The sequence below is a fragment of the Thermomicrobiales bacterium genome (assembly GCA_023954495.1).
Classification (GTDB): domain Bacteria; phylum Chloroflexota; class Chloroflexia; order Thermomicrobiales; family CFX8; genus JAMLIA01.
This window is the reverse complement of the sequence record JAMLIA010000004.1, coordinates 63,207-85,529: the sequence shown is the minus strand read 5'-3', so window position 1 is coordinate 85,529 and position 22,323 is coordinate 63,207. Positions and strand designations below refer to the sequence as shown.

Here is a 22,323-nt window from a genome sequence, read left to right as displayed (position 1 = left end):
ACCGCCGGAAGTGGGTGATGTATAATGGCGAAGAAGAGCAAGGCGGATCGGATGGTCATAACGCTCGAATGCACGGAGTGCAAAGAGCGACCATACACCTCCGAGAAGAATCGGCGGAATGATCCGAGTCGCCTGGAGTTGCGGAAGTATTGCCCGCGCTGTCGCTCGCACCGGCTGTTCCGCGAGACGCGGTAGCCGCGCTAACAATTTAGGGTCGTAGCTCAATTGGTAGAGCAACGGTCTCCAAAACCGTAGGTTGCGGGTTCGATTCCTGCCGGCCCTGCCCCTTCTCACCAGAGAAGGGATGCACAGAAGTTGAAGCGACGGTTGTGGGGGCGGAGCGTTGACGCTCGCCCCGTCTTTGTGTTGAGAGCCCAGTCATTCTCCGGTATGGCCGCGACATGGTACTGCGGTCTGCCACGGTCCACGCGACGAGGAAGGCGACATGTCGACCAGGACGACAAGCAAGGGCGCGCAGCGCTCGGGACTTATTGGGTCGCTCCAGACGCTGGTGCGGGACACGATGGCGGAAATCCGCAAGGTGTCATGGCCGGATCAGGAAACGACACGGAATCTGACGCTGCTCGTCATCGCGATGGCGGCGATCCTTGGGGCGATTCTGGGCGGGATCGACGCGATCTTTATCCGGATCTGGGAGTGGATCCCGTCCTGACATCGGGTCGGGCTGCGTGGATCCGGAACGGGAGACGAGGAACGGTGGCACGGTCGATTCGCGAGCGCCTGGCGCAAGCCAGAGACGCACAACGAGCCGAAGAGACGGGTTCGCAAGGCCAGTGGTTTGTGATTCACACCTACTCTGGCTATGAGAACAAGGTGCGCCAGAATCTGCTGCATCGCATCGAGTCAATGGACGTTGCCGATCGCATCTTCGAGGTCGTCGTCCCGACTCAGGATGAGATTGAGATCAAGGCTGGCCAACGCCAGACTGTGCAGCGGAAGGTCTTCCCCGGTTATGTGCTGGTGAAGATGGTCATGGACGATGAGTCATGGCACGTCGTTCGCAACACCCCTGGCGTCACCAGCTTCGTCGGGTCCGGCAACAAGCCGATGCCGCTCGGCGATACTGAAGTTGACTCGATTATGCGCGGCATGACTGCCGAAGCACCCAAGATCAAGGTTTCGCTTTCGGTTGGCGACACGGTCCGCATCATGGACGGCCCGTTCGCTGACTTCCGTGGCGCAATCGATGAGATCAACCAGGAGAAAGGCAAGATCAAGGTTCTCGTGTCCTTCTTCGGACGCGAAGTGCCTGTCGAGCTTGACTTCCTTCAGGTTGAGCGCGAGGTGTAAGCGCGCAGATTCGTGCGTGTGCCCGCACCGGAGTGCGGGCATTTCCGTGCCCAGGTAGTTGGTCAGGAAGGGAGACGTTCGAGGATTGGCTAAGAAGATCAGGGCCTACATCAAGCTCCAGATCCCTGCTGGGAAGGCGACTCCAGCGCCGCCGATTGGCCCGGCGCTCGGTCAGCATGGCGTGGCGATCATGAACTTCTGCAAGGAGTACAACGAACGCACCGCCAACATGGCCGGTCAGATTGTCCCGGTTGTGATCACCGTCTTTGAGGATCGGTCATTCACGTTCGTCACCAAGACGCCGCCGGCAGCAGACTTGCTGCGCCGCGCCGCTGGTGTCGACAAGGGTGCAGGTAATGTGAAGACGGCTGTCGGCAAGGTCACTCGCGACCAGGTTCGTGAGATCGCCGAGCTGAAGATGCGCGACCTCAACGCCGTCGACATTGAAGGTGCCATGAAGCAGGTCGAAGGCACCGCGCGCTCGATGGGCATTCAGGTCGTCTAAACACACGTCAACCCGTATTCGGTGGGAGGGGCGTAGCCCCGCCAGAACCACAGAAGGATGCATGCATGGCACAGCACGGTAAGAAGTATCGGAACGCGCTCCAGCTGCTTGAGCCGGATCGCCAGTACGAAGTCAAAGAGGCCGTCGATCTGCTGAAGAAGATGTCTTCGGCAGGCTTCGATGAGACAGTCGAGGTTCATTTCCGCCTCGGCATTGACCCCCGTCAGGCGGATCAGGCAGTTCGCTCAACGGTTACCCTTCCAGCCGGCACGGGCAAAGTAGTACGCGTGCTGGTGTTCGCCGTCGGCGACGCTGCCCGCATCGCGCAAGAAGCCGGCGCGGACTACGTCGGTAGCGATGACCTGGTCAAGCAGATCAATGATGGCTGGCTGGAATTCGACGCGACCATTGCCATGGCCGACCAGATGGGCAAGGTTGGCGGTCTCGGTCGAATCCTCGGACGCCGCGGCCTGATGCCGAATCCTCGCTCCGGCACCGTCGTGCGCACGCCTGAAGATCTTCCTGGCGTTGTCCAGGAACTGAAGGGCGGTCGCGTTGAATTTCGCAACGACCGCACCGGCCTCGTTCACGTGGCCGTCGGCAAGGTGAGCTTCTCTGAAGATCGCATTGTCGAGAACGTCAACGCCATCATTGACGCCATCCAGCGCAACAAGCCATCCGCATCGAAGGGCGTCTATTTGCGGTCGATCACGCTCACCGGTACAATGACCCCCGGTATTCCGCTGGATGTTGCCGCTGCGGTTGCGTCGGCTTCCTAGGGATAGGGACACTATCCGGGAGTACCGCACAACAAACGAAACGCACGCGCCGTAGACAGCCGGGACTCGCTCGCGAGTTTAATCATCCGGCCGAGGTTGCGAGGAACCTGACCGCGATTCATCATGATTCGTGCGAACGCCCTCGTGCCAGCAGGCGCGCGGGCGTTTTCGTTTGAATCTTGAGGAAGGGAGGGAACGGCACATGCCTACGCAAAAGAAGGTCAAGACAGTCGAGGAGCTTGCCGAGGCGCTTTCGCGTTCGACGCTCGTGATTCTGTCTGATTACCGTGGTCTGTCGGTCGCAGACATGCAGAACCTGCGCACGCAGCTGCGTGAGCACAACGCCGAGGTTCGCGTCGCAAAGAACACGCTCACCCGGCTGGCGGCGCGGCAGCATGACATGGAGGCGCTGGAACCGGAGCTCGTCGGTCCGACCGCGATCGTGACCGCGTTCGATGATCCAGTTCAGCCCGCCAAGGTTCTGTCCGATTTTGCCCGCTCGTCGCGCATTCTGCAGATCAAGTCGGCCATGTTCGAAGGCCAGCTGATCAATGCTGAGCAGGTCGAGGCTCTGGCGAGTCTGCCAAGCCGCGAGGTTCTCGTGGCGAAGGTCGTCGGCGGTCTGTCAAGCCCGCTGTACGGCATTGTCGGCGTACTTGCTGCGCCGATGCGCTCGCTCATGTACGTCTTGCAGGCGCGTGTGGATCAGCTCGGTGGCGCCGGCGAAACCGACGCAGCGTAAGACACTGTCTTTGAAATCGTCACAGACTGTGACAGGGAGTGAAATCAACCATGGCAGTATCCGAAGAGAAGATGAACGAACTGATCTCGGCGATCGAAGAGCTGAGCGTGCTGGACCTGTCCAAGCTCGTCAAGGCGCTTGAGGATCGCTTCGGTGTCACGGCAGCCGCGCCGATGGCTGTTGCAGCTGCACCGGCAGCTGGCGGTGGAGCCGGCGAAGCCGTGGAAGAGAAGACTGAGTTCGACGTCGTCCTGACCGAGGTCGGCGCGAGCAAGGTTCAGGTCATTAAGGCTGTCCGCGAGCTGACAAGCCTGGGCCTGAAGGAGGCCAAGGATCTCGTTGAGGCTGCGCCGAAAGCAGTCAAGGAAGGCGTGACCAAGGACGAGGCTGAAGCCGCCAAGGCCAAGCTCGAAGAGGTCGGCGCCAAGGCCGAGGTCAAGTAACCATCTCGTAGGATCCACTCAGAGGCCGTGCCATGTGCGCGGCCTCTGATGTCGTATACTGACTCTGTATTGACGGGGCGTGGCGCAGTCCGGTAGCGCACCGGTATGGGGTACCGGTGGTCGGAGGTTCGAATCCTCTCGCCCCGACCGAAGACCTTCAGAGTTGTGACGAATTCAGATCGCGTTGCTTCCTGGCGAGCTGGGACTCCCAGGATCGTACTGCCGATTCACTGAAGCATCGGCACCGTGCAATGACGCGGGGTACTCCTGCAGAGGAGGGTATGGGAATGTCGACGCCGACATCAGCCCCACGCACGCGTATCATCATCGCCGACGACGAATCCCTGATACGCATGGATTTGCGGGAGATGCTGACACATCTCGGATATGACGTTGTCGGCGAGGCCGGCGACGGCCGCGAAGCAATCGAGCTTTCCGAAAAGCTCCGCCCCGACCTCGTCATGATGGACATCCGCATGCCCGAAGTCGACGGCATCACCGCCGCTCAGGATCTGGCCGAGCGTCGCATTGCGCCGGTCGTCATCCTCACGGCGTTCTCCGAACAATCGCTCATCGGTCGAGCCAAGGAAGCTGGCGTCTGCGGATACCTGGTTAAGCCATTCCGCGAGACTGAGCTGATGCCGGTCATTGAGTTGGCCATGTCGCGGTTCCGCGACATGAGTGAGCTTGAGCGTGAGGTGACCGATCTTCGTGAGGCGCTCGAAACACGCAAGCTCGTTGAGCGGGCCAAGGGCGTCCTGATGGAAGTCCACGGACTGCGCGAGGCTGAGGCGTTCAATCGCATGCGCAAGACGAGCATGGACAATCGCAAGTCCATGCGTGAAGTCGCGGAAGCAATCCTTCTCACCTACGAGGTTCAAATGGGAGCGCCATCGCGACCGTAATCGCTACGTCTCCGACGTTGGCGAGGGAGTCGGCTCAGGCGACACCGGTGTTGGCTGCAGTGTGATGGTCACCGTTACCTGCGTCGGTTCGTCAGTGTACTGAATCCGCGGCGGCAGAATCGCGCGCGGTCGGATGTTGTGCGTCCCGCTTCCCAAGCCATTGACATCCACAACGATCGAGATTTCTGACCCGGTCAACGCGTCAATGTCCTCTTGTGGACCCTCGACAGTAATCAGCGCAGTCGGCGGGTTTACCGTGATTGTGGTGTTGGCTGGGCGATTCAGCACCTGAATCGGGATGTTGTCGAACGTCCGCGTTGCAGTCTGCTGACTGATCTGAACCAGGACGCTGACGACAGACGGTTCGACGGTGACACCCTCAGGAAGCGTCGACGTATCAATCTGCACATCGTTCAGGACGGTTGTCGCGGTCAGGTCGCCGGTATCGATTGGCGTTGTGTACAGGTACTGTATGCCGCTGAGTGCTTCTGTTGGACCGTCGACAAGGATCGTCGAAGGCGATGCCTGCGGATAGCCGAGAACGGCAAACCCCGGCGCAGCAGTGCAACCGCACTGGACAAAGATCGGGATTTCTTTGCCGCGAGAGGCGAGTTCCACTGTCAAAGTGATGCTGGCCGGCTCGATCGTAATGCTCTCAACCGTAGCGTTGTTGGCATCGACCGCAGTTGGTGTGACCTGCGAGGTGAACGACTCGGTGTGGCCGGCGATATCCACCGGGACGATCACCTGCGACACACGCTCAACATTGCGCTGGACACCCGTGATCGTCACCTCGTCAACGTCGACATTGGACTCGGTGACTTCCAGATTGCGTGGCAGATCGTCTGGTGTGAGCAGCTTGACCGGGAACGTCTTCGACACGACTGTGTCGAGCTCAACCGGTATTTCGTCCGGCGTGACTTGTGCTGTCCGCACACCGGACGGCACATCAACGCGGACGCGCTCATTCGCCGCCCCGGGGCCTGTTCGGTCCTCAAGGTTGACCCAGGCGACAATCTCACTCGGATCTAGCGTCTGAATGACTGTCCGCGGTGCCTGTATCCGAACCTCGACAACATCGAGCGGCGTAACGAGCTGCAGGCCGGTCGCCATGTTGCGGATCTCTACCTGAACGTTGTTGGCCAGGTAGGTCTGTTCAGGGTTGTTCTCATTCGTCACCCATGCCCACAGCGCGAACGCAAGGATCAGCGAAAGCAAAAATCGCAGGACGTTTCCGGTATCGGCAACCCGCCGTAGCCACTCAATCATGGGGATTCGACTTATCTGGTAATTGACGACGGCTCGACGACGAGCTCACGTTGTGGGTCGCGTCGCTGTTCGATGGCCGGGAGAACCAGCCGCGTACGCGGTCGATGAAGTTGCGGGTCGCCGAAGGCTTTTCCGGTGGCTGTTCGTCGGCCGACTCGCCAACACGAAGGAGCGAGCGCAGAGCGCGGCGGAGTCGTTCGGCGTCGAGGTTTTCGGTGAGACGCCCGTTGTGCGCGATTGAGATGCGGTTCGTCTCTTCCGAAACGACGATGGCGATTGCGTCCGATTCCTCGGTGATGCCGATGGCAGCCTGGTGGCGCGTGCCGATCTTGCCGCCCGGAATCTCGCGCTCGGAGAGCGGCAGGATGGCGGCTGCGGCGACGATCTTGTCGTTGCGGATGATGACCGCTCCGTCGTGCAATGGCGAGTTCGGGAAGAAGATGTTGATCAGCAGCTGGCGTGAGACAACGCCCTCGATGCGCACACCGCGATCGGCGTATTCCTGCAGCCCCGTCTCGCGCTCCACAACGATCAGTGCACCGTATCCGATGCGGCTCAATTGTGATGCCGCACGGCTGATTTCATCCAGCGTCCGCTCAGCATCGCGGTCGGCGGGGACGGCGAACGGCGGACGCAGCCAGGCGCTGGTGTGGCCAAGCTGTTCCAGTGCGCGCCGCAACTCGGGCTGGAAGATGATCGGGATCGCAACGATCAGCATTGGCCAGGCACGTGAAATGAGCCAGTTCAGCGCCGTCAGATCGAAGATGCGTGATGCAGCGAGGACGGTGACGATCAGGATAATCAGGCCACGGATAAGTTGGGCCGCTCTGGTGCGTTGCGCAAACCAGAGTAACCAGAAGAAGATGAGAGATACCGCAAGGATATCGATCAGAGCACGGGGATCGAGCCTGGTAAATATCCAGGGAAGTTCCGGCATGGCCTACCCTGACGAACGACGGCGACGCTTCTGCCCTGATTGTAGCCGAGCGCGTATGTTCGCTGCCGAATCGGCTGCAACGAATCCCTGCGTTGCTATCGACTGCGCTGCCGGGGACGCCGTGGTGACCGATCGCGGTAGTCCGGCGCATCGATATAGATCGTCGTTGCTAGCTGCCAATCAACGAGCCGCGAGCGAATGCGCGGATCTACTCGATCGAGGTCATTCGTCGTGACGACCATCGGCGCATGCTCGTTGTAACGATGGTTGATGATCTGGAACAGCTTCTCGCGCGCCCAGGGAGTGGCGTTTTCCGTACCGAGATCGTCGAGGACCAGGAGATCAGCGCCGCGAAACGCGCTGAACCGATCGTCGTACGACGCCTCAGAATCGGGCCCGAACGTCGTCCGCAAGTAGTCGAGCAGATCGGGGACCACCGCAAACACTGGGCCCATTTGCAGCTCGTGGAAAGCGTAGTTGGCGATCGCTGCGGCCAGATGCGTTTTGCCGCAGCCATATGGGCCAACGAGAACCAGCCAGCGATGCGGATGCCGCGCGAAGGCGAGCGCCGATTCGAATGCTTCCTGCGCACCACGGATCGTCGGGTCGAACGACTCGAAGGTCATCTCGCGAAATCCCGACATGTCGCTGAACTGTCGAACCTGGCTCTGCGATCGCTGGCGGCGCTCTTCGAGCTTGCAGGTGCAGGGCAGGAGGCGGCTGAAGTTCGGACTGTCCACCGACGCATCCATGCGCAGGAAGCCGGCGCCCTTACAAATCGGGCAGACCCCCTCGTCGGAAGATGTGTGAGTATTTGCCTCGGAGGTGTTTCTCTCGATTGAGATCCCTCTGAGCAGATCCCCGATCGGCTTCATCGATTCTGCCCTCCGTCGCCCAGTTCTCCAGGATGCGTTCTATATAGCGCCAGTTGCGTCGGTTATAGCTGACTGCCTCTTCGATCGCACTCTCGACCCACTCTTCGGGATAGCGTTCCAGCGCGTCGACCAGTCGATCAGCGATGATCGGTGTTACCAGGCCGATATTCTGTTCGTAAAGCCCGAATATTGTCGGTCGCTCCAGGACAAGCTTTCCCTTCCACGGCGCGCGCTCACCCGGGTATATCCGCTCTGGCACGCGCGCAAGACGCTGATTCTCGTCCGTGCCGAGGAGTAGCCAGTGGATGCTCGCCTCATCAACCAAGCGCAGCACCAGCCCGCGCGCGACGACTCGCTCCAGCGCCTCAAGCAGCCGCTCGCTGACGGGCCGGTCGGAGCCATCCGCGCGCGACCCGTGATTGAGCGATGCGTCCGCGAGCAGGGCCGCTTCTGCCACCAGCTCCGTCGTTCCGCCGAGCGTAGCGACGCCAAGCACTATTTTGACATCCAGCGGATTCCAGACATCGCTGATGAGCTTGGCAAGGATTTGCGCCGGAATGGAAGAGTCGAATCCTCCGGCTTGGTCGGACGGCACGGTCGAGTCCTTCTTGAATGGCGTCACACGGGAGCGATCGTTGTTACAGATCCGGCTCGCGGTACATTTCGAGATCCGCAAACCGGGCAGTGCGGTCGAAGAACCTCAAGTGTACCGTGCCAACGGGGCCGTTTCTGTGCTTGGCAATGATGATGTCGGCAATGCCCTTGCGCTCAGTGTCGGGATCGTACACATCTTCGCGGTAAATGAACGCGACGATGTCGGCGTCCTGCTCAATTGAACCGGATTCACGCAGGTCGGAGAGCATCGGTACATGCGATTGGCGTGTCTCGACTGCACGAGAGAGCTGCGCGAGCGCGACGACCGGCACGTTCAGCTCACGAGCCAGTTGCTTCAGCGCACGCGAAATGGTCGAGATTTCTTGCACACGGTTGTCGCTGCGGCCGCCTGCCGTCATGAGCTGGAGGTAGTCGACGATGATGATGTCCAGCCCTCGCTCAGCGTGGAGGCGCCGTGCCTTCGAGCGCAGATCCATGATGCTGACCGAGGCGGTGTCATCGATGTAGATCGCCGCTTCCGACAGGCGACCGAATGCGCGCGTGACGCTGGACCATTCGCTGTCGTCGATGTAGCCGAGCCGCAGCCGGTGAGAGTCGATGCCGGTCTCCATCGACAGCAGACGCTGGACGATCTGCTCGGCCGACATCTCCAGCACGAACAGGCCGACCGTCTTGGCATAGCGGATTGCCGAGTTGTAGGCAATCCCCAGCCCGAGCGACGATTTGCCGACTGCTGGTCTGGCCGCGATGATGATGAGATCCGACGGCTGCAGGCCACCGGTGATCTTGTCCAGATCGGCGTAGCCGGACGGCACGCCGACGATCGTGCCTTTGTTCTGGTGGAGCGTATCGATCCGATCAAAGTACTCCTCAAGGACCTCGCCGATGGTACGAAAATCCTTCGTTGACCGGCGCTGGGACACGTTGAAGATGGCCTGCTCGGCCTGATCGATCGCGTCCTCGATGTTCAGCGAGTCGTCGTAACCGATTGAGACGACATTAGTGCCGGCGCTGATTAAGCGTCGCAGCGTCGCCGTGCGCTCCACGATACGCCCGTAGTACTCGACGTGTACCGAGGTTGGTGTTGCCGCGATCAGCTCGGCGAGATACGTCTCGCCGCCGGTATCGTCCAGGTAGTCTGTGCGCCGCAGCTCATCGACGAGGGTAATGAGGTCAGTCGGCTCGCGGCGATTGTAGAGGTTGATGATTGCTTCGTAGATGACGCCATGAGCCGACCGGTAGAAATCGGTCGGCTTGACATAGGAAGCGATGTGGATCACGGCATCGCGATCGATCAGCAACGACCCCAGCACGGATTGCTCCGCGTCGATATTGTGAGGTGGAAGCCGATCGATCGCCTGCACCATGGTGGGCTACTCCGCCTCTTCGGCTGCCTCGTCCGGCTCGTCCTCGCTGGCCTCGTCCTCGGAAGCTTCCGCCTCAGGGACGTAGTCCGGGTCGAACGCGACGACGGTGATCGTCGGAGTGAGTCGGCCAACCAGCCGGACCGTCACCTCGTGCTCGCCGAGCGAACGGATCGGCTCGTCGAGGTCGACCTTACGGCGGTCGATCTCTTCGCCAACGGCTGCGGCAAGCTTCTCTGCGACGTCGGCCGCTGTGATCGAGCCATACAGGCGGCCCTGCTCGCCAGCGTACCTGCACCTCAATGCGGGTGCCCTGGATGCGCTCGGACAGACCGCGCAGCTCTTCTTCCTGCTTTGCGATCCGCTTTGCCTCGGCTGCCTGTCGCCCGACCTGCTTGATCGAGCCACGGGTCGCAATGGTGGCGATGCCTTGCGGGATCAGAAAGTTCCGCGCATAGCCCGGCGCAACATCCTGGACTGTTCCGGCGTCACCCAACTTGGGGACGTCCTGCATCAAAATGATCTTGACCACGCCCTGCCCTTCCTCACTGTCTGCAACGCGATGTTCGTGCATTCACGTGCCGCGCACGTCTGCTGTGTCATGCTCGTTCGCATTCTGCGCGCGCCGACATTCGCGTTGCGGACGCGCGACCAACAAGTGTATACCGTCGCGGCATTACGTCACCACCACAGCATCAGAATCGCTGTCACGATCGCGAAACACCTCGTAGAGTGCGATCGATCCGGCGACTGCTGCATTCAGAGAAGCGATCTGCCCTGCCATCGGGATTGCGGCGACGATGTCGCATGTCTCTCGCACGAGCCGCCGTATGCCCGCTCCCTCGGAGCCTGTGACGATGACGACCGGTGGCTGCATGCTGACCTCGAACAACGATGACGCCTCGTCGTCACCGGCCAGACCGACGACCCAGAACCCAGCCTCTTTGGCTCGCATGAGCCAGCGGCTGAGGTTGACCTCCTGCAGGATGTTCAGGTGCTCGACTGCGCCAGCCGATGCGTTGACGACAGCCGGCGTGATCGACGCCGCTCGATCGGTCGGAATGATTACACCGGCAATACCGGTGATCTCAGCCGTCCGGAGCAGCGTCCCGACGTTCTGCGGGTCGGCGAGTCCGTCGAGCGCCAGCAGGGCCCGATGATTCGCGGCCAGCTCGGCGAGGTTCAGCACTTCCGCATACGGATAGGCGGAGGTGACCAGGGCGACACTTCGATGGTTGCCGCTGGACCAGCGTGTCGAGGTCATGGCGCGGTGTGCGCTTGACCTCAATACCCCGATCGACTGCTATCTGTGTGATCTCCTGAATGCGCGCATGCTGCTCAATACCGTCACCGACCAGCAGACGCTGGTGGCGACGACGATTCGCGAGCAGCGACTCCCGAACGGCATTCCTGCCGTACAGGATCTCGCTATTGCCGCCAGGCTTTCGCCGTCGACTGTCAGTCCTTGCGCCGCCAGGTCGCTCCGTCGGCCGAGTCCTCAACGATGATCCCTCGTTCTGCTAGCTCATCACGAATCCGATCGGACAGCGTCCACTGTTTCGCTGCCCGCAACTCATCCCGGATTGAGATCAGGAGATCAATGAACGGCGCTGCATCGCCTGTCCCAGAGGAGGTGTTTGCACCGAGCCGCAAGCCGAGCACACCCGCGAGCTGAACGAGCTTGGCTTGCCGTAAACTGCTCGCCCGTTCTGCCGCCACCATCTCATTCTCGTCTCGCAGACGATTGATTTCACGGGCCAACTCGAACAGGACCCCCAGCGCCTCGGGCGTATTGAAGTCGTCGTCCATGGCCTGTTCGAACCGGGCGCGCCAGCCCTCGTCGATTGAAACGTCCAGGATCGGCAAACCACGCAACGCCGTGTACAAGCGGTTGAGCGAAGCCTTGGCATGGTCCAGATTTTCGTCGGCGTAGTTCAGCGGACCCCGGTAGTGACTCGCCAGAATGAACAGCCTCACCACCTCCGGTTGGTAGCGTTGCAATACCTCGCGCACGGTAAAAAAATTGCCCAACGATTTGGACATTTTTTCTTCGTTCACCTGGACGAAGCCGTTATGCATCCAGAAATTAACGTAACGATGACCGCTGGCCGCCTCGGATTGGGCGATCTCGTTCTCGTGATGGGGAAGATGAGATCCGATCCGCCACCGTGGATGTCGATCGTGTTGCCGAGATGTTCCATTGCCATAACGGAGCACTCGATGTGCCAGCCGGGCCGACCTTCACCCCACGGGCTCTTCCAGGCCGGTTCACCGGGCTTGGCTGCCTTCCAGAGGGCGAAGTCCATCGGGTTCTCTTTGCGCGGATCAATTTCGATGCGTGCGCCGGCTTGCATCTCGTCGAGGTTGCGATGGCTGAGCTTGCCGTAGCCATCGAAGCTGGTCACGCGGTAGTTCACGTCGCCGCCTTCGACGACGTAGGCGTGGCCGCTGTCGATCAGATCCTGGATCATCCTGATAATGCCGTCGATCTCCTGCGTCGCACGCGGGTAGACCGTCGCCGGTAGCACGTTCATCGCCGCTGTTTCGTCGAGCCAGTCCTGAATGAGCTGCTCCGAGAGCGCTTCGGGCTCGATGCCAAGCTCCGCAGCGCGGTTGATGATCTTGTCGTCGACGTCCGTGAAGTTCTGTGCGTGGCGGACTTCGTAACCGTTCCACTCCAGATAACGCCGGATGATGTCGAACGTCAGGGCTGACATCGCGTGGCCGATGTGCGCGTCAGAGTACACAGTCGGTCCGCAGACATACATGCTGACGATGCCTGGCTCGACTGTTTCAAAGGGTTCTTTGGACTGCGTCATCGTGTTGTAGACCATCAGTGCCATGATGCTAAGTGCCTTTCTGGCGACATCGCTTTGGACAAACAGAACGGGGGTGGCGTTGCTGTGCCCTCCCCCGTGGTGTCGAGTCTGGCTTCGTACCGGCTTGCCGGCGGGCCGTTTGTTCCTGATCAGGAATCCGTGGAACTCTTGACGGCCTCTTTCGCTTCGGATGTCGTCGTCGACGTTGTTGTTGACGTTGTAGAAGACGACTCCGAGCTCGACTTTGACGGGCTAGTAGAGGGAGCGCCATTGCGGCTATCGTTGATGTACCAGCCGGAGCCCTTGAAGATCACTCCGGCGGGATACACGACGCGCCGCACGCTCGATCCACAGACCGGACCGTCTCGAATCGGGTCGTCTGAAAAGCTCTGGCGAAGATCAAAGCGGTGACCGCACGAATCGCATAGATAGTCATAGGTGGGCATGATTACCAGTAGTCCTTCTGTCCCTGTGCCGCGCGCTTCACGGCTGACATCCCATTATAACCTACGATACACCCACGTCTATTCCAGATCGACCATATCGCCCCAGTTTGGCCCGATCGACGACTCGACTTCCAGCGGCACTGAGAGTGATGCTGCGTCGCGCATTGTTCGCGACACGAGCTCGCGCAATGCTTCGACTTCCGATTCCGGAGTCTCAAACAACAGCTCGTCATGCACCTGCAGGATCATCCGCGCGCGTAGCCGGGACTCCGTCAGCTCTTTCGCGACATTGATCATCGCAATCTTCATGATGTCTGCCGCAGTTGCTTGCAACGGCATGTTGATCGCCGCTCGCTCTGCCGCCATCCGTCGCGGGCCTCCTCCGGCGATGTCCGGCACGTAGCGCCGCCGACCATAGAGCGAGGAGACATAGCCAACCTGTTGCGCTTCGACGATCGTTTGAGCAAGGTAGGCGCGGACGCCGTCGAATTGACCCATGTAGCGCTCGATAAACTGTGTCGCTTCCTGTCGGGACATGCCGGTATCGCGCGACAGTCCGTACGCCTGCATTCCGTACATGATGCCGAAATTCACCGTCTTGGCCGTTGCGCGCATGTCCGACGTGACCTCGTCGATGGGTACGTTGAACACTTGCGCAGCCGTGGCTTTGTGGACGTCGAGCCCGTTGTTGAACGCTTCCAGGAGCGCTTTGTCCTGACTGAAGTGCGCCATGATGCGCAGCTCGACCTGCGAGTAATCGGTCGAGAAGAGCACCGAAGGCTCATCAAACAGGCGTTCTTCAGGAGAGTTGGCAGCAACAAAGGCGCGACGCACTTCACGCCCGAGCGGCGAGCGCACGGGAATGTTCTGCAGGTTAGGATCGGTCGACGACAACCGTCCAGTTGCGGCGATCGTTTGATTAAACGTCGTGTGGACGCGGCCAGTCTTTGGATTCACCTGCAACGGCAGCGCATCAACGTACGTCGACTTGATCTTCCTGACCGTTCGGTGTTCAAGGATGAGGTCGATGACCTCGTGTGCGCCGCGCAAGCCTTCGAGAACTTCCTGCCCGACTGAGAATCCCGTCTTCGTCCGTCGCCCCGATGGCAGACCGAGTTCTTCAAACAGCACTGTTGCCATCTGGCGCGTCGAGCCCAGATTGAACTCGTGCCCGACGAGCGCGTAAATCCGCTCTTCGAGATGCTCAATCTGCGTCGCCATACTCTCCGAGAGGTCTTCCAGGACAGCGACATCGACGGCGATGCCGTTGCGTTCCATTTCAACCAGCACCGGCACGAGCGGTAACTCGATGTCGTTCAGGAGCGGCATCTGTTCTCGAGCAATCAGCTCTTCCTCAAGGATGGGGCGCAGGCGCATGGTGCTCTCAACATCGGCGCCTGCATACGGCACGACGTCGGCGAGCGGCACCTTGTCCATCGTCGTCTGGTTACGACCCGTGCCGATCAGCGAGGTGATCTCGGTCATCTCCCAACCGAGGTGACGGAACGCCAGATCTTTGAGTCCAACACCAGACTCGCCGAGCAGGTACGCGGCGAGCATCGTGTCAAACTCGATGGCGAAATCGGGCAGCCCGGCCTGCACCATGACGGTCAGGTCAAACTTGCCGTGATGGGTGACGACACGGCTGTGTTCGGCGATGGCCGGCCCGATCGTCGCCTGTATATCGTCGAGCGAGGCTGCAATTCCGTCAGGCGACGCGAGCGGTACATACCAGGCTTGATCGGTTGCGGTGGCCACCGCAATTCCAACAAGATTCGCCATGACCGGATGTGTCGAATCCGTCTCGACGTCAACAGAGATCTCAGTTGCGGCGCGAATCTCGGCAGCCAATGCCTCAAGCTCAGTTCGTGAGGCAGCCACAGCGGGCACGGCAATCTGGCCGGCTGGTACGGCGTCTACCGTCGGGGTCGGCTCGCGATGTGACTCAGGTACGCGTGCCATCAGGGAGCGGAAGCCGAGCGTGCGGAACAGCTCAAGCACGGCATCACGATCGAAATCGTTGATAGCGCCGCGTTCAATATCCAGCTCAATCGGTACGTCGCGTACGATGGTCGCCAGTCGCCGACATTGCAACGCCAGTTCCGCATTCTGCGCCAGCGAATTGCGCGCCCTTGGCGGGCTGATGTTGTCGATGTTGGCGAGAATCTCCTCCATGGATGGGTAGGTTGCGATGAGAGTCTTCGCTGTCTTTTCGCCGATTCCCGGAACGCCCGGGATGTTATCGGACTTATCACCGACAAGCGCTTTGAACTCGGTCAGGCGTTCTGGGCCAAAGCCGTAGCGCTCGACGACCGCGTCGCGGTCGAAGACGCGATATTCACCGAACCGTTGCGCGCCGGGGAGGACTACTGTCGTATGGTCGTTGACGAGCTGGAGGAGGTCGCTGTCGCCCGTAAGCAACAGCGCGTCGACGCCCGATTCGTTCGCCTGACGGGCCAGCGTGCCGATCACATCATCGGCCTCGAAGCCATCGACTTCGTAAATCGGTATGTCGAGTGCGTTGATGACTTCACGGATTCGAGCCAATTGACCGCGCATCTCGTCGGGCATCGGTGCGCGATGGGCTTTGTAGTCTTCAAACTCGTCGTGACGAAAGGACTTGCCGATATCAAAGGTGATAATCACGTAATCTGGCTCGTGCGATCGCAACGTGTCCAGCAACATGGCAGTGAACCCATAGGTCGCGTTCGTCAGCTCACCATCCGGTGCGGTTAGCGTCATCGGCAGGGCATGGAAGGCGCGGAATGCCAGCCCGTACCCATCGACGAGTATCAGCCGCTTCCCGCTGGGTGAAGACGTTTTCGCGCTCGCTGCCAAGTCCGGCTCCTCTCGTGCCAATCGTTCTCCGATTATACGTACACCCCGGAACTCGGAGCGCGGCGAACCATTCGGGCCGGTGAGGCGTATTTCAATGTATGTTTGGCTTGTGCACGGCAAGGACCGCCTGTACATAACTCAAACGAGCGTTGCTATACTACTCATGTCGACACTCGCGCCAGCGTAGCCGTCAGCCACACAAAGGAGTGTCCTTCACCCCTAGTCATCTTCCAGAGGATTACTGCAACCCCGAAGACCTCACCGATCTGGCACAGCGTCGCACGTGCAGCCCGCTGCCAGTTTTTTGATACTCGGCACCGCGAGAAGGGACAACGATGGAGTTCGTCGAACAGATTTCCACCGGTGTCAGGGAGAACGTAGAAAAAGTCATCGTCGGCAAGGGGCGCGAGGTCCAACTCGTCCTCGTCGCGTTGCTAAGTCGTGGGCATGTCCTCATTGAGGACGTACCGGGCGTCGGCAAGACTGTCATGGCAAAGGCTATCGCCCGCAGCATCGGATGCACCTTCAAGCGCATCCAGTTCACCCCGGACCTGCTCCCAAGTGATGTAACCGGCGTCAGCATTTTCAATCAGCAACTGGGCTCGTTTGAGTACCGGCCTGGTCCGATCGTGGCGCAGATCGTCCTCGCCGACGAAATCAACCGCGCCACGCCGAAGACACAGTCGGCGCTCCTTGAGGCGATGGAAGAGGCGCAGATCACCGTCGATGGCGTGACGCATCCTCTGCCGGAGCCGTTCGTCGTCATGGCGACTGAGAACCCGATCGAATACGAAGGAACGTTCCCACTGCCCGAAGCGCAGCTCGACCGATTCCTCGTTCGGTTGTCGCTTGGCTACCCGGGGCGCTCCAGCGAGATCGACGTCCTGACGCGGCAGCGTCTCGCGCATCCGCTGGATTCGCTGCAGCAGGTCGTCACCGCCGACGTCCTTAAGCAGGCGCAGACCGAGATTCGCGAAGTACACGTTGACCCGCTCATACAGGAGTACATTGTCGACCTGGTGCTGGCGACGCGCGAGCACGACGACATCTATCTCGGCGCGAGCCCACGCGGCTCGCTGGCGCTCTACACCGCATCGCGCGCCTGGGCGGCGTTGCAGGGTCGCGACTTTGTCACGCCGGACGATGTGAAGGACCTGGCAGTCCCGACGCTCGCCCATCGCATCATCGTCAGTCCGGCCGCCCGTATGAAGGGGATCGACTCCCGCGACATTGTTCAGGATCTGCTGTCGGTCGTGGCGGTTCCCGGCGCGCGCGTGTCGGCGCCGCAGGCGCAGGCAACGAGCGGAGGCTGGCGCGCGCGTCGGAACGCACAATGAACGCGCTAAAGCTCATCATTCTGGCCGTCGTCGTCTTTGCTTTCGGCCAGCTGAATCAGTGGAGCATCCTCGATAAGGTCTTCTTCGCCCTTGTTGGTCTGCTCGTCGTTGCCTGGCTCTGGGGGCGATTCAGCCTGCGCGGGATCACGCTGACGCGCGAGACGAAGGCGGACAGGGCCCAGGTCGGGCAGCCGCTGCTCGAGCGTATTCGGGTGCAGAACTCCAGCAAGCTGGCCAAGCTCTGGGTCGAGATCACCGACCACTCCGACTTGCCGGGCCATCAGGTGTCGCGCGTGCTGAACCTGGGGCCAAACGATGGACGTCGCTGGCGCGTCGAGACGATCTGCTCGCGTCGCGGACGATTCCGCATCGGGCCGTTGACCATACGCAGCGGCGATCCGTTCGGTCTGTTCCCAAGCCAGATGTTCATCCCCGACACGCATGAGCTCCTGGTCTATCCTGCGACGGTTGATCTGAGCGCATTTGCGTTGCCGGTCGGCGAGCTTCCCGGCGGCTCCGCGATTCAGCGCAGGACGCCCTTCGTCACCCCGAACGCATCCGGCGTGCGGGAGTATTTCCCCGGCGATGCCTTCAACCGAATTTCCTGGACTGCGACAGCCCGTACCGGGAAACTGATGGTCAAGGAATTTGAGCTCGACCCGACGGCCGACATCTGGATCGCGGTAGATCTGCAATCCAGCGTTCACGCGGGCGCGTCTGGTCTGGGCGCGTTGCCATCGTTGAGCGGCGATGACGTGCCACTCTCGTTCTGGCTCGATTCGACCGAGGAGTACGCCGTCACCGTTGGTGCGTCGTTGGCGCATCATTTCCTGTCGCAGAATCGGGCTGTTGGCCTGCTGGCGTCGTCGCGTCAGAACGTTGTGATCCCAACCGACCGCGGTGGTCGCCAGATGATCAAGATTCTGGAGCAGTTGGCAGTCATCCGCGCCGATGGCGATATGCCATTCGGAGAGCTCATCCTGGCCGAGGGTGGCCAGTTCTCGCGTAACAGCACCGTTATCTTTGTGACGCCCTCGACGAATGAGGACTGGGTCCAGTCAGTCATTGAGATCGTGAGTCGCCGCGTGCAATGCGTCGCCGTCATCATCGAGCCGACGACGTTCGGAGCGGGGGAATCGAGCCTGTTCGTCGTCAGCACGCTGGCGTCAATCGGTGTGCCGACCTATCTGGTCAAGTACGGCGATGACATCAGTCGCGCGCTGGCTACACATTCGATCACCCCCGGTGGAAAGGCACCCCGCGTGTGAGCCGGTTGGCTCGCTATATTCCTATTCTCGTCCTTGTCATTGCCGGGCTTGGATTGTTGACGATGTATGCGTTTCGCGTCGACTTCTCAACGCCGGACGATACCGAAGTACGAGATGTTGCAGCCGCAGCGGGCTTTGGCACTGCCTGTCTGATCGCCGCGCTGCTGCTCGTGTTCAGCCGTTTGCGTTCAGGACTGAACCCCGTCCGCTTTCCTCCAGTCTGGGTTGGGCTGACTGCCCTGGTGGTAGCTGCGATGGCGGGACTTGCCGCCGCGCATTGGGACTGGCTGCCGGTCGCCGAGCCGTTTGCTGCCGTCACTGCGCTCACCGGGCTGTTCTGCGCGATCGCGCGACTCGTCACACGTTGGCCGAGATCGCAGGCGGTGGACCGTCGTGAGGTGGCGCAAGCGACAGTCTGGGGTATGTTCGCGGCCACCGGCATGGCGCTCATTCTTCAGCTTGCGTTCGCCGTCATGGCCGTTTTCGCGGTGCTCGGCGGGCTCGCGCTCGTCGATACGTCGCTGCCCCGTTCGCTGGTGGATCGGCTCTCGGGGACGGGCGGGATTGAGGACCTCGGGTCCGGCATGCTGCAAACGCTGACGGTCGCGCTCGGCGTTTCAGCGATGTATGCGATCGTCGCGCCACTCACTGAGGAGTTCACCAAGCTCCTCGGCGTCGTCTTCGTCCAGCGCAACAGGGTGACAACAGGCTATTCGGGGTTCGTCACCGGTGCCTGCGTCGGACTCGGATTCTCCGTCATTGAGACGTTGGGATATGCGCTCGCGGCAGGAAGTGCCTGGCCGTGGTTACTGCTTGTTCGCGCGCCGGTCGCGTTCATTCACGTAACTGCATCGTCGTTAGCTGGTTATGGTTGGCACCGGCAGCGGAGCGCTGGCGGGTTTCGCGTCGTGCCGTATTTGATCGCAGCAATTCTCGTCCATGGTGCCTGGAACGGCTTGACCGTATCGGCGATGCTGATGTCAGCATCTATTGAAAGCGCCAACGATCCTCCGGTCGCGACAATCCTGGGCATCCTGCTGATCGTCGCGTTGCTGGCGATGGTGCTTACCGGCTGCATAGCCTGGACGATCATTGCAGCACGCAAGCTTGGCCAGGAAGCGCAACAGCCCATCCAGCAGCTATTGCAGGAACCTCGTCAATCGCTGGAATTGCCGGGCATCCGACTTGATCGTTCCGAGGTGCGGGGGATAACCACGTGAATCGACTTGCACTCCGTGAGGGCTGGTCGACGTTCATTCTGACGTCGCTGGTCGTCTTTGTCGCCATTTGGTCGATCCGTCAGGCCGACTGGGCCGATGGACTCCAGATTTTGAATCGCATCATGATTTATGGTCTGGTTGCTGGATTGATCGTTGCAAAACAACGACGCATCCCCGGCTGGGTCGCGCATCTCATTGCCATGGTCGGCGGTGCCGGGGTCGTCCTGTTTCAGATGACGGAATATCTGGACGATCGGATCGGTAGCCGCAGCGACAAGCTCTCGTGGCTGGCGGATCGTGGCGGACGCTGGATCGATCAGATCGCAGGCGGTCAGCAGACGGACGATCTGTATCTGTTCGTCCTGTTCATCTCGATCACGACGCTCATGCTGGCCTACAGCTCTGTCTGGTTCGTGTTCCGCGCGCGCTGGGTCTGGCCAGCGCTCATCTTCCCGGGCATATTGCTGTTCATCAATCTTGGTTATAGCCACCGAGTGCCAACGGGCCTCGTCGTCTTCTACCTGTTCTTTGCGCTTCTGCTGCTCGTGCGCTTCCGCATGCTGGAGCGCGAGACACGCTGGCGACGAATGCGCATTGACTACCCGGATTCCATCGGCTGGAAAGCGATGTGGGCGGCGACCTATCTGGCCATGTTCGTGTTGATGTTCGGCTGGATATTCCCCGGCAGCGTCCAGAGCGGTCGCGCGCACGATGCCTGGCTCTCTGTCGACGGTCCGTGGCGCTCGGTTGAGCAGCGGTTCAATAGCTGGTTCGCTGGACTGCGAGGTCCGGGCGCAGGCGGCGTCGGCGGATTCGCAAGCTTCGCCGATAGCTTCGAACTAGGAGGTTCGCTGCGATTGAGCGACACGCCTGTTGTCCTGGTCACGGGCGAGTCGACCGCACCGTACCTGGCGGCCCATCGCTACGCAGTCTATACCGGTCGCGGTTGGCTGTCGGACGTCACGCAGGACCGCGATGAGAACGGACAGCTTCGCGAAATCCCATCGCAGGTCATGCTGCAGGCCGGTGAAGCGGTCGATGTCGGTGATCAGGCGCTCGAAACGCGTGAGAAGACCAGTTACACGATTCGTGTCGAACGACCACGCGGCAGCCTGATCTTCGCGCCGGAGACCTTCCTGAGCGCTGATGTTGGAGCGAACCTTGTCGTGCCGTGGACGACGGTAACAGGCGTTCAGGTTGATCTGAGCGGGGAAACGCTTCCAACTGTGCCGCGCGAAATGGAGCGCATTGCGACACTCTTGCAGGAATACGACTTCACGCCCGAGGATGTCGCAGAGCCAACTGCGACGGCGGAAGAGCAGGAGACGCCGGAGGCCGAACCGACGGCCACTGCGACGCCAGAGGTAGATGTTCCGCCGCGACTACGTCCAGAGTCAGAAGACATTGTTGCGGAGCGACAGGCGCTCGCAGAACGCGGCATCACGTTCGAGTACACCGTCAACTACGACACGTATCGCGCGACAACCCTGACATACGCTGGCGAGTTCCCGGACCTTACCGAAGTTGAGGCGGTCTATGCCCGCGATGGATTGGCAACAGGCGAGTCGTACAAGGTCGATGCGCTTGAGACAGACGCCAAGTCGGAGGACTTGCGGCTGGCATCCGGTGCAGCGCCGCAGGAAGTTCGCGATCGCTACTTGCAGCTTCCTGACACCGTCACGCAGCGAACGCGCGATCTGGCCCACGAGGTCACTGCCGGAGCCACGAACCCGTACGACATGGCGAAGACGATTGAGACGTACCTACGCAACTCGATCGAATACAGCGAGGACGTCGCGGTGCCACCGGCCGATCAGGATGTCGTCGACTATGTGCTGTTCGATTCTCACAAGGGCTATTGCGAGTATTACGCCTCCGCGTTTGTCGTGATGGCGCGCGAGATGGGACTGCCGACGCGCATGGTCACCGGCTTCTTCCCGGCAGATCGTGACAAGGATGCCGGTGGGTTCCTCTACCGCGAACGCAACGCGCACGCATGGCCGGAGGTCTACCTCGACGGTTACGGCTGGGTGCCGTTCGAGCCAACTGCAGCGCGCTCGGCTTTCAACCGCGAACCGGCTCCAGCGCCAAACACTGCTGCCGGTCCAATCGACCGTGAATCTGGCGGCGTTGGCGGCATGCTCCCGGATGACAGCGAGTTCCTACAGGAGCAGAACCAGCTACCAACAGGATCGGGTGTCGGGACTGTGCAGCGCGACGAGCCGGTCACGCGGCTTGAGTGGGCGATCCGCGGCGGAATCGTTGGCCTGCTGCTGGCAGCGCTCGTCGCTGCATTCTTCTGGCTGCGCGGCATGCGCGGACTGTCGCCAGCTGAACAGCTTTACGCGAAGGCAATCCGCGGAGCTGACTGGGGCGGCGTGCGGACGCAGGCATCAATGACACCGAGGGAGCTTGCGGCGACAATAGCCGAAGAAGTACCGGGCAGTCGTGGGCCGGCATCGTATCTCGCCGATCTCTATTCGCGGGCGACCTATAGCGGTCGCGAGGTGCCGCAAACCGACTTCCTGCGTGGTCGCCAGGCGTGGGCGCGTTTGCGCGGTCTGCTCGTCAAGCACTTCTTCAGTCGTTTGGTGCCGTGGAACTCAAGCCGGCAGGACGATGATGACGAGACCGCCTGGTAGCAATTCAT

At 60.8% G+C, this 22,323-nt stretch carries 22 protein-coding genes, 2 tRNA genes and 1 pseudogene; 14 read left to right on the top strand and 11 right to left on the bottom strand.

Going from position 1 to position 22,323, the window contains the following annotated elements:
- Positions 1–24 precede the first annotated feature (24 nt).
- From rpmG to M9890_01580, 10 genes are all read left to right on the top strand, one after another.
- Entirely contained in the window at positions 25–195 is a 171-nt protein-coding gene (gene rpmG, locus M9890_01625) for a 50S ribosomal protein L33 (protein MCO5175657.1), read from the top strand.
- A 15-nt stretch (positions 196–210) separates the two neighbouring features.
- Positions 211–283 (top strand) — tRNA-Trp (locus M9890_01620).
- 162 nt (positions 284–445) lie between these two features.
- On the top strand, positions 446–673 hold the full coding sequence (gene secE, locus M9890_01615; protein ID MCO5175656.1) for a preprotein translocase subunit SecE: 228 nt from the start codon (positions 446–448) through the stop codon (positions 671–673).
- A 68-nt stretch (positions 674–741) separates the two neighbouring features.
- Positions 742–1,311, top strand: a complete 570-nt coding sequence (gene nusG / locus M9890_01610) for a transcription termination/antitermination protein NusG (protein MCO5175655.1) — start codon at positions 742–744, stop codon at positions 1,309–1,311.
- A gap of 85 nt (positions 1,312–1,396) precedes the next feature.
- Positions 1,397–1,816 carry a 50S ribosomal protein L11 gene (rplK, locus tag M9890_01605; protein ID MCO5175654.1) on the top strand — a complete coding sequence of 140 codons (420 nt, stop codon included), beginning with the start codon at positions 1,397–1,399 and terminating at the stop codon, positions 1,814–1,816.
- A 65-nt stretch (positions 1,817–1,881) separates the two neighbouring features.
- The gene (gene rplA / locus M9890_01600; GenBank protein ID MCO5175653.1) at positions 1,882–2,595 is read left to right on the top strand and encodes a 50S ribosomal protein L1; all 714 of its coding nucleotides are present in this window, start codon (positions 1,882–1,884) and stop codon (positions 2,593–2,595) included.
- 202 nt (positions 2,596–2,797) lie between these two features.
- Positions 2,798–3,337, top strand: coding sequence for a 50S ribosomal protein L10 (rplJ, locus tag M9890_01595; protein ID MCO5175652.1), 540 nt, complete (start codon positions 2,798–2,800; stop codon positions 3,335–3,337).
- Between the two features lie 50 nt (positions 3,338–3,387).
- Entirely contained in the window at positions 3,388–3,780 is a 393-nt protein-coding gene (gene rplL, locus M9890_01590) for a 50S ribosomal protein L7/L12 (protein ID MCO5175651.1), read from the top strand.
- 73 nt (positions 3,781–3,853) lie between these two features.
- Positions 3,854–3,927 (top strand) — tRNA-Pro (locus M9890_01585).
- Positions 3,928–4,067: 140 nt separating this feature from the next.
- Positions 4,068–4,685, top strand: coding sequence for a response regulator (locus tag M9890_01580; protein ID MCO5175650.1), 618 nt, complete (start codon positions 4,068–4,070; stop codon positions 4,683–4,685).
- 3 nt (positions 4,686–4,688) lie between these two features.
- On the opposite strand, the gene M9890_01575 is transcribed toward M9890_01580, so the two are convergent.
- The 11 genes and pseudogenes from M9890_01575 to polA form a co-directional block, all read right to left on the bottom strand.
- Positions 4,689–5,954 carry a CdaR family protein gene (locus tag M9890_01575; protein ID MCO5175649.1) on the bottom strand — a complete coding sequence of 422 codons (1,266 nt, stop codon included), beginning with the start codon at positions 5,952–5,954 and terminating at the stop codon, positions 4,689–4,691.
- A complete protein-coding gene (gene cdaA / locus M9890_01570) occupies positions 5,947–6,891 on the bottom strand; it encodes a diadenylate cyclase CdaA (protein ID MCO5175648.1) in 945 nt (314 codons plus the stop codon). The genes M9890_01575 and cdaA overlap by 8 nt, the downstream gene beginning before the upstream one ends.
- A gap of 95 nt (positions 6,892–6,986) precedes the next feature.
- Complete coding sequence (locus M9890_01565; protein MCO5175647.1) at positions 6,987–7,631, bottom strand: ATP-binding protein; 645 nt, start codon at positions 7,629–7,631, stop codon at positions 6,987–6,989.
- Between the two features lie 31 nt (positions 7,632–7,662).
- Positions 7,663–8,361 carry a DnaD domain protein gene (locus M9890_01560; protein ID MCO5175646.1) on the bottom strand — a complete coding sequence of 233 codons (699 nt, stop codon included), beginning with the start codon at positions 8,359–8,361 and terminating at the stop codon, positions 7,663–7,665.
- Positions 8,362–8,404: 43 nt separating this feature from the next.
- Positions 8,405–9,694 (bottom strand): replicative DNA helicase, encoded by a 1,290-nt coding sequence (gene dnaB, locus M9890_01555; GenBank protein ID MCO5175645.1) that lies wholly within the window; start codon positions 9,692–9,694, stop codon positions 8,405–8,407.
- A 60-nt stretch (positions 9,695–9,754) separates the two neighbouring features.
- A complete protein-coding gene (locus M9890_01550; protein MCO5175644.1) occupies positions 9,755–10,048 on the bottom strand; it encodes a hypothetical protein in 294 nt (97 codons plus the stop codon).
- 373 nt (positions 10,049–10,421) lie between these two features.
- Complete coding sequence (rlmB, locus tag M9890_01545) at positions 10,422–11,009, bottom strand: 23S rRNA (guanosine(2251)-2'-O)-methyltransferase RlmB (protein ID MCO5175643.1); 588 nt, start codon at positions 11,007–11,009, stop codon at positions 10,422–10,424.
- A gap of 194 nt (positions 11,010–11,203) precedes the next feature.
- Positions 11,204–11,554 (bottom strand): hypothetical protein, encoded by a 351-nt coding sequence (locus tag M9890_01540; GenBank protein ID MCO5175642.1) that lies wholly within the window; start codon positions 11,552–11,554, stop codon positions 11,204–11,206.
- Positions 11,555–11,707: 153 nt separating this feature from the next.
- Positions 11,708–12,513, bottom strand: a pseudogene (cysS, locus tag M9890_01535) (cysteine--tRNA ligase).
- A gap of 200 nt (positions 12,514–12,713) precedes the next feature.
- A complete protein-coding gene (locus tag M9890_01530) occupies positions 12,714–13,010 on the bottom strand; it encodes a zinc ribbon domain-containing protein (GenBank protein ID MCO5175641.1) in 297 nt (98 codons plus the stop codon).
- Positions 13,011–13,088: 78 nt separating this feature from the next.
- A complete protein-coding gene (gene polA / locus M9890_01525; GenBank protein ID MCO5175640.1) occupies positions 13,089–15,848 on the bottom strand; it encodes a DNA polymerase I in 2,760 nt (919 codons plus the stop codon).
- Positions 15,849–16,183: 335 nt separating this feature from the next.
- On the opposite strand from polA, the gene M9890_01520 reads away from it, so the two are divergent.
- The 4 genes from M9890_01520 (at position 16,184) to M9890_01505 (ending at position 22,315) form a co-directional block, all read left to right on the top strand.
- On the top strand, positions 16,184–17,185 hold the full coding sequence (locus M9890_01520) for a MoxR family ATPase (GenBank protein MCO5175639.1): 1,002 nt from the start codon (positions 16,184–16,186) through the stop codon (positions 17,183–17,185).
- Positions 17,182–18,453, top strand: coding sequence for a DUF58 domain-containing protein (locus M9890_01515; GenBank protein MCO5175638.1), 1,272 nt, complete (start codon positions 17,182–17,184; stop codon positions 18,451–18,453). Before M9890_01520 ends, M9890_01515 begins: the two co-directional genes overlap by 4 nt.
- Positions 18,454–18,515: 62 nt before the next feature.
- The gene (locus M9890_01510) at positions 18,516–19,673 is read left to right on the top strand and encodes a PrsW family intramembrane metalloprotease (GenBank protein MCO5175637.1); all 1,158 of its coding nucleotides are present in this window, start codon (positions 18,516–18,518) and stop codon (positions 19,671–19,673) included.
- Positions 19,670–22,315 carry a transglutaminase domain-containing protein gene (locus M9890_01505; GenBank protein ID MCO5175636.1) on the top strand — a complete coding sequence of 882 codons (2,646 nt, stop codon included), beginning with the start codon at positions 19,670–19,672 and terminating at the stop codon, positions 22,313–22,315. Before M9890_01510 ends, M9890_01505 begins: the two co-directional genes overlap by 4 nt.
- Positions 22,316–22,323: the final 8 nt, after the last annotated feature.